Here is a 13,148-nt window from a genome sequence, read left to right as displayed (position 1 = left end):
GGTCCGGTTAAGAGACGCCGAGTCTCGACGACAGGACCATGACGGCGGCACCGCGCAGAACAATGTCCTGGCCTTGAGCCGTCATCCGCACTCGAACGCCCTCATGAAAAGGAGCGAGCGTTCGGGTGCGGAGGGCCTCGGCGGTGGCCTGCGCAAGCACACCGCCGAGGAGTTCAGGGGGGCCAGAGAGCACAATCTCTGACAGATCGAGGGCACCAACGACAGGCGCCAACGCGATACCGAGACGCTCACCGGCGTCACGCAGCAGGTTTTCGCGCTCCGACGCGGATGCCGCGGCAAGCCGCTCTTCAAGGGCCGGTACTGCGAGCCACGCTTCGAGGCATCCGACCTTGCCGCAGGCACACTGCGGACCGCCGTCGGTGCCGACCGTGACGTGCCCGATCTCGCCCGCGGCGAAGCGACTTCCACGCATCGGCTGACCTGCAGCCAGCAAGCCGGAACCAACACCTCGACCGACCTTGACGAGGATGACGTCGTCGCCGGCGCCGCCGAAGGTGTATTCCGCCAGCACAGCAGCGTTCGCGTCGTTCGCGACGATCACGGGAAGATCGAGGGCGCTTTCGAGCACTCCCCGAAGATCAAATCCCACCCAGCCGAGGTTGGGTGCGCGCAGCACGACGCCTGCGTCGTCAATCACACCAGGAGTTCCGACTCCGACGCCGAGCACCGGCGCATGCGCATCGGCAACAAGCTCACGTGCCAGTGCGACCACCGCAGGGATGACGTCGGCTGCCTCGGCTGGCTGAGCAACTTCACGGCGGGCGACAATATCGCCGTCGAGAGTGAGCACAGCGCCGATCACAGTGTCACTACCCGAGAGGTCGAGTCCGACGATGCGGTGCGCTGCGTGGTCGATATCGACGAGCATCGCGGGCTTTCCCGGTCCTGCTGCTTCTCGCATGCCAATCTCGGTGACGAACCCGTCAGATATGAGGTCAGCAACAAGGTCCGAGATCGTCACGCGAGTGAGGCCGGTTTCGCGAGCGAGGTCAGCTCGACTCTGGGCACCCCCGTGATAGAGCGTTTGGAGCACGAGCGAGCGGTTGTGACCGCGCGCGTCTCCAGGGAGCACTTTCGTGCCGGAACGCAGCACCCGGCCAGGGCCGAATGAGTGAGCGTGCGATGGGTGCGCGGAATCCAATGTGGAAGAGCCGCGCTGCACTTCCGATGCAGACATGTTTGTTAGTACAACTTACGAACCCTCACCCCGCAAGCGTTTCGCCGAATTAGTGCGGGCCCTTTACAAACTTGTTACATGGCGTGATCAGCACGGAATGTCACAAAAGCGTGATGCTGATTCGGTTCCGTTAGGGCATGTGGTCGCATACCATGGATCTCACGATCACGCTGAGGGGGTGGTGACGTGACCGACATCGCAACGAAAAACGAAGCGGACAACGGTGCGTCGTCAAACGACGCCGCAACAACACTCATCGACAACACAACAGTCGAAGGGGATTCCGGCGACGGTGCCGACAAGAACTACGAGTGGGCCCCGAGTGAACCCGCCCCGAAAAAGCGCCATCTTGGATGGTGGATCTCGGGAGCCGCAGCTGTCGTTGCCGTAGCAATCGTCGCTTCGTCTCTCGTACTTATCGCCCCAGGCACCGCGATTGCCGGTGTTTCGGTCGGCTTCATGACGCCAGGTGGCGCAATAGGTGCTGTTAACTCGCGCCTTGCCGAAACTGAGATCGCGATCGCAACACCCGACGGATCAGCAACGCTCACCGGCGCAGATCTCGGCGCAAGCATTGATGCGAGCGCTGCCGCTGAAGCCGCATTCGAGGCGCACCCCATGTGGAACGTCACGCAGTGGTTTGCCGATAGCTCAGCCCCTGACGTCGCCATCGACCCGGTGACCGCAGAAGCTGCACTCACGGCAGCATTTCCGGACGCGTTCTTGGCGCCGATCAACGCAACGATCTCATTCGATGCCGATTCCGCAAGCTACGCGGTTGACCCGGCCGTTGCGGGCACCGGCATTGACCTCGACCTCATCCAGAGCACTCTCAAGCAGGCTTTCCTCGATGGTTCGACGCGAGTCGAAATTGATGCGTCGGTCGTCCCCGTTGACGCCACGTTCACGACCGCGTCTGCGGAAGAGTCAGTGACAGCACTCAACGGCATGCTCGACTCCGCAGGCTTCTACGTCGGCGAAGAACGCACTGTCCCCCTCGACCGCGCAGTCGTCGCGTCTTGGCTGGCCGTCGACACAACCGACGCGGTTGAATCGAGCGACGTCACAGTCACCGCAGATGCGAGCGCAATGGCAGACGTGATCGACGCGCTTCCGAAGGCCGTTGATCGCGATGCTGTAAATGCAACAGTCATCACCAACGAAGCTGGCGATGTACTGCGGACCGAGACCGAAGGGGTCGCGGGCCGTGCGCTCGACTCCACTGATGGCATCGCCGATAGCTACGCCGCCCAGCTCGCGAGCGGGAATTCGGTGTATGAGCTCCCGGTGACCGAGACTGAGTTCACCACGACCTCGTTGGCTCGCATGCTCGAAGTCAATTTGAGCGAGCAACGTCTCTATGTAAAAGAGAACGGCGCCGTCGTCGACTCGTGGCTCATTTCGAGTGGGCTTGAGTTTCCCACGCAGACTGGGCGCTACAACATCGGCTGGAAGACACCCATGCAGACGATGCGTGGCAACAACGCCGACGGCACTACCTACGAGACACCAAACATCAAGTCGGTCATGTACTTCAACGGCGATCAAGCGTTCCACGGTGTCTACTGGCACAACAATTACGGCCAGCGCATGAGTCACGGGTGCGTCGGAATGCCTGAGTACCGCGCAGCTCAGATCTACAGCTGGGCCCCGCAGGGCGTCGACGTGTGGATTCACAACTAGGCAGACACCAGCGCAATTTGCTGAGCACGTCCTGACGACCTCTCAAAGGTGTATCAGATGAATGGCACACGCGTGTACCATTTCATTAGTACACTTTCGATGGGAGGGCGCTATTGGTTTTTATTTACCTCACGCAATATGGCCCTGTGCTCGCGGGCATTACCATCGCAGTGCTGTGGCGGCTGATTCGGCGCGAACGCAACCCGCTTACCGGACGCACTACGGTCATCTTCGCCATCCTGGCGGCGCTCCTCGGGGTGCTCTCCGAGTTGCTTGCGAAGAGCATAAATGTCTCATTCACCTGGCCGATAGATGTTTTCGCACCCGTACGTGGCTGGTCAATGGATATGCGGTTTATCGCCCCCCTCATCACCGGAATCGTGGGGTTGGTGCTCCTCGCATTTCCGGTGCACCGTCGACTCGGTGATGGCAGCGCAGAGCTCTCTCGCCGCACCCCACTCACATTTATCCGAGGCTGGTGGCTGATCCCGCCGACACTTGTGCTGGCACTGATCTTGACCGCGACCCTGGCCGCTGGCGCGGCGTCGGAGCGTGACGAAATCACTGGCGACTACACGAACTACACGGTCCACCTGGGCGGCGAAAACTCGATTGGCACGAGCATATACGGCTGGTACTTCTCCGTTCCCGCTCTCGTTCTGATGGCGCTCGTACTCCTTGTGGCAGCGGTCGACATTGTGCTGATCTCGCGCCCTGCGCTGCAAAAAGATGCCGTTCGCGATAGCGCCGTGCGCCACACGCGTACTCGAAACGTTCTTGCTGCGGTCACCGCAACATTTCTCATGCACCTCGCGACCATACTGAGTTCTTTGTATGGAACGTCGTCAATGAGGGGTATGTTCTCGAGCTCCATCGGCACAGTGCATACATGGACACCTTTCGCGGCTCTCGGGCCGACGCTCCTCGGCGCAGCCTACGTTGTCGGCGCGTGTGGCGTGGCGCTCTGGGCCAGCATCGCATTGTCTGCGATTCCTGCTCGCACCATGCCCCCGCACACCCGTCGGTCATGATGATCACGCTGGCGGGATCGATGCCTCCCGCACAACAGATCTGCGATCAGGTGCGTGGCCTCATCGCCTCAGGCGAGCTTGCCGCTGAAGATCGCCTGCCATCGGTCCGGCAACTTGCCAAAGACCTCGCCGTTGCGCCGGGCACAGTGGCCAAGGCGTACCGAACGCTTGAGGCAGAAAGGTTGGTGACCGCTCGTATCGGTGGTGGCACCCGCGTGAGCAGCGCTGCCGCAGCCACACCTCGGACAGTTCTCAACGCTGCACGAGACCTCGCCACGGCCGGATCCGAAGCTGGGCTCAACATCGACGACGCGATTCGTCTCCTGCGCGCGATCTGGCCGAAGCTCCCGGAGTCGGACACAGAGAATCCCAGCAAAAACGCCTGAGGGGCGGATGCCACGTGGCATCCGCCCCTCAGGCGTTTCAAGACCGCTTAGAGTGCGTCGATGATCTTGTTCAGCGTCGCCGACGGGCGCATGACTGCCTTCACTCGGTCCATGTCGGGGTAGTAGTAACCACCGATGTCGACGGGTGAGCCCTGCACAGCGAGAAGCTCGGCAACGATTGCGTCTTCGTTCTCCGTCAGTGCGTCAGCAACCGGAGCGAAGATCGAAGCGAGCGCCGGGTCAGACGTCTGTGTGGCGAGCTCTTTCGCCCAGTAGAGACCAACGTAGAAGTGACTTCCACGGTTGTCGAGCGAGCCGGGCGCGCGCCCCGGCGACCTGTCGTTTTCGAGGTAGGTACCCGTTGCCGCATCGAGTGTGTCGGCGAGCACCTTGGCATGTGCGTTGCCGGTTGTCTCGGCGAGGTGCTCGAGCGATGCCGACAGCGCGAAGAACTCCCCCAGCGAATCCCAACGGAGGAAGTCGTCCGACAGGAGCTGCTGCACGTGCTTGGGGGCTGAACCACCCGCACCAGTTTCGAAGAGCCCACCACCAGCAAGCAGGGGAACGATCGAGAGCATCTTGGCGCTCGTCCCGACCTCAAGGATGGGGAAGAGGTCGGTGAGGTAGTCACGCAGCACGTTTCCGGTGACCGAAATCGTGTCGAGGCCTTCGCGCATACGCCCAAGCGAATAGAGCGTCGCTTCTGCAGGAGGAAGAATCTTGATCTCGAGACCATCGGTGTCGTGATCGGCGAGGTACGTCGTCACCTTCGCGATGAGTTCCGCGTCGTGCGAACGGGTTTCGTCGAGCCAAAAAATGGCGGGAGAACCGGTGGCACGAGCACGGGTGACGGCGAGCTTGACCCAGTCGCGCACAGCGACGTCTTTCGTCTGCGTAGCGCGCCAGATGTCGCCCGCCTGAACGTTGTGCTCGAGCAGCACATCTCCGGCCGAGTTGACGACCTGCACGACGCCGTCAGCGGCGATCTCGAAGGTCTTGTCGTGGCTGCCGTATTCTTCAGCTGCCTGCGCCATGAGACCGACGTTCGGAACCGTGCCAATCGTGGCCGGGTCGAGCGGACCGTGCGCGATGACGTCTTCGATCGTTGCCTGATAGACGCCGGCGTACGACGAGTCGGGGATGACGGCGAGAGTGTCGTCTTCGCCACCGTCCGCGCCCCAGAGCTTGCCGCCGTTGCGCACAAGCGCCGGCATCGAGGCGTCCACGATGACATCGGAGGGAACATGCAGGTTGGTGATGCCCTTGTCGGAGTTGACGTAAGAGAGGCGGGGTCCGCGCTCGAGGTCGGCAGTGATCGCTTCGGCGATCTTGTCGCCGCCTTCAACCTTTGAGAGCCCCGACAGAATCGAACCGAGACCGTTGTTGGGGGTAAGCCCAGCAGCGGCGATCGCGTCTCCGTAGGTGGCGAAGACGTCCGAGAAGTACGCCTTAACAACGTGGCCGAAAATGATCGGGTCACTGACCTTCATCATCGTCGCTTTGAGGTGCACTGAGTAGAGCACGTCATCGGCGGCAGCTGTCTTGAGCGTCTCGGCGAGGAAAGCGTCAAGGGCTGATGCCGAGAGGAACGTCGCATCGATGATCTCGCCCGGAAGAACCTTGATCGAAGGCTTCAGCACTGTAACTTCGCCGTCGGTCGCGATGTGGTTGACGGTGAGGACATCATCGCTCGGCGCAACCCACGACTTCTCGTTGGTGCGGAAGTCATCGTGACCCAGCGTCGCAACACGGGTCTTTGATCCGGCAGCGAACGCCTTGTTGCGGTGCGGGTGCTTGCGCGCGTAGTTCTTCACCGACATGGGTGCACGGCGATCGCTGTTTCCTTCGCGCAGCACGGGGTTCACAGCGGAACCCTTAACGCGGTCGTAGCGAGCGCGAATGTCTTTGTCTTCGACAGTGGTGGCGTCGTCGGGGTAGTCGGGAATATCGAAGCCCTGACTCTGGAGCTCCGCAATGACTGCCTTCAGCTGCGGAATCGAAGCCGAGATGTTGGGCAGCTTGATGATGTTGGCTTCGGGGAGGGTCGCAAGTCCGCCGAGTTCGGCGAGCGCATCGCCGACCTGCTGCTCGGGCGTCAGACGCTGCGGGAAGTTCGCGAGGACACGCGCGGCGAGCGAAATATCGCGTGTTTCGATCTCGACGCCTGCTTGGCCCGCGAAAGCCTGCACAATCGGCAGGAACGATGCGGTCGCGAGGGCCGGCGCCTCGTCGGTATGCGTGTAAATGATGGTCGAATCAGGCACGTTTCGTCTCTCCGTATAGCGTCGAGGGTGTAAATCTCACACTATCGCACCGCCCGAAGTATCTCGACGTCAAGATATCTTCAAAACTTTGGCACTGCCGAAACATGGTGTCGCGGGCTAACCTGTGGGTATGACCGAGCTTCGACTGGAAGAGCTGTCCGCCTCAACGATCGTTGCAGTCAACAATATGGAGTTAAAGCCCGGCCAGGAGCAGTTCCTGGCACCGGTGAGCTACGGTATTGCCGCAACAGTCGTCAACCCCGTGTCGTCGTGGCAACGCGTCGCGCTCACCGGCGATGACGTCGTTGGCTTCGTGAGCGCGAATTTTGACAGCGAAGAACCCGACGAGACCTTCCGGTCTGTGTTGTGGCGTATCAACGTAGACGCTGGCGTGCAGGGCAAAGGCGTCGGAACTTTCCTCATCGAGCAGCTCATCGAAGAAGCACGCACCCGCGGTATGGAATTCGTCACTGTCATCTACGAGGCAGGGCCTGACGGGCCCGAGGTCTTCTTCCACAACGTCGGATTCACCGCACGCGGCGAAAACGAGTACGGCGAAACTGTCGCCGAGTACCGCCTGTAGCGGCGGCATCCGGCGAAACATCTTCCGTCGGCTACACGAGGGATTGCTGCCACGCAGCGTGCAGCTGCGCGAACTTTCCATCCCCGGCGATCAACGTTGCCGGAACGTCGTCTTCAATAATGCGTCCGTGTTCCATCACCAGCACGCGGTCAGCGATCGCGACTGTCGACAGCCGGTGCGCAATGATGATCGCGGTGCGGTCGGCGAGAAGGGTCTGCAGCGCATCTTGGATGGCGCGCTCTGACGGAATATCGAGCGACGCAGTGGCTTCATCGAGGATGAGCACGGCGGGGTTCGCAAGGAACGCGCGGGCGAACGAGATGAGCTGACGCTGGCCCGCAGATACGCGGCCACCGCGTTTGTTGACGTCGGTGCCGTATCCGTCCGGGAGCGCCTGGATGAAAGCATCCGCACCGACCGCTGTGGCCGCCGCGCGAACTTCTTCCATCGTTGCGCCGGGCTTACCGAGCGCGATGTTGTCTGCAACTGTTCCGCTGAACAGGTACGCCTCCTGCGTCACCATGACAATCGCACGGCGAAGATCTTTCGGGTGGAGAGACCGAAGGTCAACATCATCGAGCGAAATGACGCCTCGCGTCGGGTCGTAGAACCTCGAAATGAGCTTCGCGAGCGTCGATTTTCCGGCGCCCGTGGTGCCGACAAGAGCGATCGTCTGCCCCGCCGGAATATCGAGCGAGAAATCTGGCAGGATGACGCGCCCCTCGCCATAGCCGAACTCCACATCATCGAAGCGCACGTGTCCGCGGGCTTCCCAGAGATCTACGGGGCGCTCGGGGTCCGGCACGCTCAGTTCTTCTTCGAGCACGCCAGAAACCTTCTCCAACGCTGCGGTCGCAGACTGATACGAGTTGAGGAACATCGCCACTTCTTGCAGCGGCGAGAAGAAGTTGCGCACGTACAGCACTGCCGCGAGCAGGATTCCGATCTCGATCGCACCGTCCGCAACGCGCACGCCACCCCACAGCACAACGACAGCGAGAGTGACAGACGAGATCGCCATGAGGGCCGGCTCGAACGTGCCGAAGAGGCGGATCGAGGCCATGTTGACCTTGCGATAGTCGTCGGACACCGCACCGAAATCACGGTCACCAGCCGGCTCCGTGCGGAACGCCTTCACCGCGCGAATGCCGGTCATCGTCTCAACGAAGTGCACGATCACCTTCGCGCTCACCACGCGAGAACGACGGTAGAGCACCTGTGAACGCCCATAGAACCAGCGCATGAGCAGCATGAGCGGAATCCCCATGAGCGCCAGCACGACACCGCTCTGCCAATCGATGAGCAGCAGAGCGATAAGTGTGAATCCGCCGTAGAGCACGCCCGAGACCAACTCGTTGAGACCACCATCAAGTAGCTCCCGAATGGAATCGAGATCGCTCGTCTGGCGCGAAATAATGCGACCTGACGTGTACGACTCGTGGAACTCGAGGCTCAAGCGTTGCGTATGGCGGAAAAGCCTCGTGCGAAGCTCCAGCATGATCGCCTGAGTCAAGCGCGCCGCGATGATCGCGTACCACCCGATGAGAGCGGCACCGCCGATACCCGCGACAAGATACACGGCGACGACACCGATTGTCGGCATCCAGTTGAGGTCGTCGATAACAGCCGGCAGCGCGTTGTTCAACCCGTAGGCGATCAACGCGGGACCTGCGACGCGCAGAGCTGTTGAGATCACGAGAACCAGACCGGCCAGGATCAATTGCCCGCGAAGGGGGCCGATCAGAGTACCGAGCAGACGCAATGAGCGTCTGCGGATCGCACGGCTCTCTTCGGCCGTATAGTCAGAGCGGTCTTCGCCGCGGGTGCCGGTGACGTCAGTCATAATGCCGACTCCTCTTCCAGGCTCGAAATGACGTAGCGATAGTGAGCACTGTCTCGCAGTAGCTCCGAGTGGGTGCCGACCGCAGTGATGCGCCCTTCTTCCAAGAGCGCGACCCGGTCAGCGAGCGCGACTGTCGAGGGGCGGTGCGCGATGATCAGGGCCGTGGTCGACGCCAGCACTCGGCGAAGGCCGTCTTCTACTTTCGCTTCGGTGTCAACGTCAAGCGCCGACAGCGGGTCGTCAAGCACGAGAACAGCCGGACGCGCGGCCACCGCCCTCGCGAGCGCCAGACGTTGGCGCTGGCCGCCCGACAGGCTCATTCCTTCTTCACCGATGACAGTCTCGACGCCGTTCGGCAGGTCATCAACGAAGCTGGCCTGCGCAACGTCGAGCGCTTCTCGCATGAGCGCTTCTGCCTCGACGCTGTACTCATCGAGATCGTCGCGGCCCAGCAGCACGTTGTGGCGCACCGACGCCGAAAAAAGAGTTGCATCTTCGAACGCGAGCGCGATGTGACGGCGCAACTCTTCGAGCCGCAGGTCACGAACATCGACGCCGTCGATCAGCACGCGGCCCCCCGTGACGTCGTAAAGGCGCGTCGGCAGGGTTGTCAGAGTCGTCTTACCCGAACCGGTGAGCCCGACGAGCGCCATCGTCTCGCCCGGCTCAAGTGTCAGATCGATGCCATCGAGCTGATCGCGCGTGTCTTCCGGCGCGTCGGCATATCGAAAGCGTGCACCTTCAAAAACGAGCGCGCCACGAGGCTCACTGAGCGTGCTCGGATTCTCGGGATCGACGATCGTGTTCTCAGCGTCGAACACCTCCATGACGCGGTCAGTGGCGGTGCGCGCATCAAGCAAGAACGAGAAGAGGAATCCGATTGATTCCACCGGCCAACGCAGCACTGTCGCCATCGCGAAGAACGCGAACAGCTGCGCCACCGAAATCTCGCCCATCTGCACCAAAACGATGCCCGCGGCAAGACACAGCGCGAAAGCAATATCTGGCAGCAAAACGAGCCAGAACCAAATGCTGCCAACTGCTCGAGCTTTGCGAATCTCGGTGGTTTGTAGAGTTTCCGCCTGCCGCACGAACTTCTGCAGCGCGTGACGCCCCCGACCGAATGCCTTGAGAACACGGATACCGTGCACGCTCTCTTCGACAGCGGTCGCAAGGTCGCCGGCCTGATCCTGGCTCTGACGTGTCAGCATCCCGTACTGCTTTTCGAAGCGGTAACCCGTGTACCAGAGCGGGGCCGAGCATGCGAGGAAGACAGCCCCCAGCACCCAGTGCCACGTGAACAGAATCGCTGAGCCGATCACGATCGTGAGCAGGTTGACCACGAGAAGGATGAGCCCGAAGGCAAGCCAACGGCGAATGCTGCTGATGTCTTGCATCATGCGCGAAAGCAGCTGGCCCGACTGCCAACGGTCGTGGAACGACACGGGCAACCGCTGCAAGCGCTCGTAGAACTTGGTGCGAAGGCTGTACTCCACCTCGGTTGAGGGGCCGAGCACGAACCAGCGACGGAGCCACACAAGGCCCGCTTCTGCGAGACCCAGCGCGAGAATGATGCCAGCGCCCAAAGCGATCTGCATCAGGTCGCCAGAGCCCACGGGGCCCGCGACCACAACTTCGAGCACGAGCGGGATAGCGAGCGAGACGATACTCGCCGCGAGAGCGCTTGCCGCGCCCCAAATAAGCCGCGGCAACACGGGCCGCGCGAAGGGAAGTAACCGCGCGAGCGCGCGCGGCGTGGAGAGATCAGAAGTAGTCATAGTCCTAAAGGGCGGCCGAAGCCGGCGCGGAGCGCAGAGAAGAAGGTGCCGGGGCTAAAGCTGCGGCGAAAGCGGCGGATGCCGTGAGGCTACGAAGAGCAGCTAACCCTGAGGGGTGCGGCCCGGCGCGGCACGCCGTTGGGAAGCGATGGGAAGCGTCGGGTTCATGGTGATAATCGCCTGAAACATGGCTTCCCCCTCGGTGTGATGAGCGTGCACGATGCCGGGGTCAACTCCGGCTAGCCCTTCAGAATATGCCTGGGAGTTCACTGAGCGCAAGCTGCGTTTCGAACTCAGTGAGATTCGCGCTCCAAAAGCGCACGCTTTACGTCGAGGCCCCACGCGAACCCGCCGAGGCTGCCGTCAGTGCGCAACACCCGATGGCATGGCACAAAGAGCGCCGGAGCATTGCGGGCGCAGATCGACGCTGCGGCACGCACAGCGCGTGGCTCCCCCAGCGCCGCCGCGAGTCCGGTGTACGTCAGCGGGCCCCCGAGTGGGATGGTGCGGAGCGCCTTCCACCCGCGCAGTTGGAGCTCGGTGCCGTACTGCGCCACGGGCACAGTATCGATAGCGAGCAGGTCTCCGTCGTAGTACGCGCGGACTGCGGCTGCGGCATCCGTTTCGCCCTCGATGAGTCGGGTCGGGCGAACACGCAGCGGGATGCGTGCGAGCACCGTCGCGACGTCGGAGCTCCACCCAGACGCGAGAACCCGGCCCTGTGGGTCGGCGATGAGCGTGAATGCGCCGTCGGGGGTGTCGAGGGCCTGCACGGTTGCCTCTGCGGTGGGCTCAGTCTGCACGGTGGGCTCGTTCATTTCGAGGTCTCCTTCTTGGGCCCTGCACTAAGGCAGGCAGCTTGCTTCGATTCGGGCGCAGCGGCGGGCTGAGCGGGGATATTGCCTGCGTTAGTGCCGACGGCGCGCCACAGATGAGCGGTGAAGTAGCTCCGCCAGGGCGCCAAGCGGGTAGCCCAGGCGGTGAGGGGCGCAGCCTCCGCGGGAATTCCGACGCGCGCAGCACCTGTTCTCACCGCGACATCACCGGGGAGGAAGATGTCCGGGTCGCCGGTGACGCGCATTCTCACGTAGTCGGCGGTCCAGGGGCCAATACCCGGCAGAGCCAAAAGCGCTGCGCGCTGTGCCGAGCTTTCGTCACCACTCGACAGCTCGAGTTCACCGTCAACAACGGCTCGGGCGGCTCCCACAATGGCCCGGATGCGAGCGCCTGGGCCGCGGAGCACTTCGCTGCCGTGCTCTGCGATCGCCGCCATCGTCGGAAACAGTCGCGTAAGTCCCGCCGTTTCAGCAACGTCCTCGCCGAGCGCCTCTGTGAGTCGCGTCAGCGCTGTTCGCGCTGCTGGCACGCTGATCTGCTGCCCAATCATCGCTCGCACAAGCATTTCGTGTGGGTCGACGGCTCCCGGAACCCGGATGCCGCGGGTCACTGCAACGAACGGTGCAAGTTCGGGGTGCGCACCAAGCGTTGAGTCGATCGCGATGGGATCGGCATCGAGGTCGAACAGTCGCCGCACTCGCGCAACCAGAGTCGAAAGGTCACCGAGGTGGGTGAGGTGCGCTTCGAGTCCAAGCCGGTCGCCGACGCGCTCAAGACGGAACCACGCTGTGCCCTGCGGCAACCGCAGCGTGCGGGCGAACGAGTCTGGCGTGGCTTCTTCTACTCCTGCGACGGCGCGAGCTGCCATCCAGGCGAAGAGACCGTCGAGGTCGATGGGGGCACGGTATGGGAGTGCGAGACTAATTCGTCCCGGAGCGCTGGTGCCCGGGTGTGAACGTCGGTGTGCGCGCACCTCGAGGGGCGTGATTCCAAACACTTCACGGACCGTGTCGTTGAACTGACGGACGCTTGAGAATCCGGCCGAGAATGCCACATCTGCGACCGGCATCTCGGTGCCGACCAACAGCATCCGTGCGGTGTGCGCCCGGTGTGCGCGTGCCAGGGCCAGCGGGCCCGCGCCCAGCTCGGTCGAAAGCACGCGCACAAGGTGTCGCGACGAGTATCCCAACCGCGACGCGAGCCCCGAGACGCCTTCACGTTCCACGACGCCGTCCGCGATGAACCGCATCGCGCGACTCGCGACGTCGCCGCGCAGATCCCAGAGGGGCGACCCCGGCGCGGCTTCGGGTAGGCACCGTTTGCACGCACGGAAACCGGCCTCGTGCGCTGCCGCACTCGTCGCGAAGAAGTCAACGTTCGTAGGCTTTGGCGTGCGTGCCGGGCAGCTGGGGCGACAGTAGATTCCGGTCGTCCGCACCGCCGTCACAAACTGCCCATCGAACCGCGAATCGCGTGCGCTGATCGCACGGTAGCGCTCATCAAACGTCTGCGCCACGGGTATCGATGAGCCGGTCATACCTCTAC

10 protein-coding genes are annotated in these 13,148 nt (G+C 62.5%); 4 read left to right on the top strand and 6 right to left on the bottom strand.

Annotation, left to right across the window (positions count from 1 at the left end; all coding sequences use genetic code 11):
• Window positions 1–7: 7 nt before the first annotated feature.
• Entirely contained in the window at window positions 8–1,198 is a 1,191-nt protein-coding gene (locus FHS06_RS05915; RefSeq protein WP_167046680.1) for an ROK family transcriptional regulator, read from the bottom strand.
• 186 nt (window positions 1,199–1,384) lie between these two features.
• Between FHS06_RS05915 and FHS06_RS14320 the strand changes: the two genes are divergently transcribed.
• The 3 genes from FHS06_RS14320 to FHS06_RS05900 all read left to right on the top strand — a co-directional run bounded on the left by FHS06_RS14320 (window position 1,385) and on the right by FHS06_RS05900 (window position 4,298).
• Window positions 1,385–2,881 (top strand): L,D-transpeptidase, encoded by a 1,497-nt coding sequence (locus FHS06_RS14320; RefSeq protein ID WP_167046677.1) that lies wholly within the window; start codon window positions 1,385–1,387, stop codon window positions 2,879–2,881.
• A 113-nt stretch (window positions 2,882–2,994) separates the two neighbouring features.
• Window positions 2,995–3,912 (top strand): hypothetical protein, encoded by a 918-nt coding sequence (locus FHS06_RS05905; protein ID WP_167046674.1) that lies wholly within the window; start codon window positions 2,995–2,997, stop codon window positions 3,910–3,912.
• On the top strand, window positions 3,909–4,298 hold the full coding sequence (locus tag FHS06_RS05900; protein ID WP_243845261.1) for a GntR family transcriptional regulator: 390 nt from the start codon (window positions 3,909–3,911) through the stop codon (window positions 4,296–4,298). Before FHS06_RS05905 ends, FHS06_RS05900 begins: the two co-directional genes overlap by 4 nt.
• A gap of 47 nt (window positions 4,299–4,345) precedes the next feature.
• On the opposite strand, the gene FHS06_RS05895 is transcribed toward FHS06_RS05900, so the two are convergent.
• Window positions 4,346–6,562 carry an NADP-dependent isocitrate dehydrogenase gene (locus FHS06_RS05895; protein WP_167046671.1) on the bottom strand — a complete coding sequence of 739 codons (2,217 nt, stop codon included), beginning with the start codon at window positions 6,560–6,562 and terminating at the stop codon, window positions 4,346–4,348.
• A 130-nt stretch (window positions 6,563–6,692) separates the two neighbouring features.
• Between FHS06_RS05895 and FHS06_RS05890 the strand changes: the two genes are divergently transcribed.
• Window positions 6,693–7,145: a GNAT family N-acetyltransferase gene (locus FHS06_RS05890; protein WP_167046668.1), complete on the top strand. Its 453-nt coding sequence runs from the start codon at window positions 6,693–6,695 to the stop codon at window positions 7,143–7,145.
• 31 nt (window positions 7,146–7,176) lie between these two features.
• On the opposite strand, the gene FHS06_RS05885 is transcribed toward FHS06_RS05890, so the two are convergent.
• The 4 genes from FHS06_RS05885 to FHS06_RS05870 form a co-directional block, all read right to left on the bottom strand.
• Window positions 7,177–8,988: an ABC transporter ATP-binding protein gene (locus tag FHS06_RS05885; RefSeq protein WP_167046665.1), complete on the bottom strand. Its 1,812-nt coding sequence runs from the start codon at window positions 8,986–8,988 to the stop codon at window positions 7,177–7,179.
• A complete protein-coding gene (locus FHS06_RS05880; protein WP_167046662.1) occupies window positions 8,985–10,766 on the bottom strand; it encodes an ABC transporter ATP-binding protein in 1,782 nt (593 codons plus the stop codon). Before FHS06_RS05880 ends, FHS06_RS05885 begins: the two co-directional genes overlap by 4 nt.
• A 293-nt stretch (window positions 10,767–11,059) precedes the next feature.
• Window positions 11,060–11,584: a methylated-DNA--[protein]-cysteine S-methyltransferase gene (locus FHS06_RS05875; protein WP_167046660.1), complete on the bottom strand. Its 525-nt coding sequence runs from the start codon at window positions 11,582–11,584 to the stop codon at window positions 11,060–11,062.
• Entirely contained in the window at window positions 11,581–13,140 is a 1,560-nt protein-coding gene (locus FHS06_RS05870; protein WP_167046658.1) for an AlkA N-terminal domain-containing protein, read from the bottom strand. The genes FHS06_RS05875 and FHS06_RS05870 overlap by 4 nt, the downstream gene beginning before the upstream one ends.
• Window positions 13,141–13,148: the final 8 nt, after the last annotated feature.

It is taken from the genome of Microbacterium halimionae (genome assembly GCF_011761265.1).
Taxonomy (GTDB): domain Bacteria; phylum Actinomycetota; class Actinomycetes; order Actinomycetales; family Microbacteriaceae; genus Microbacterium; species Microbacterium halimionae.
This window is presented reverse-complemented; position numbering and strand designations above follow the sequence as displayed.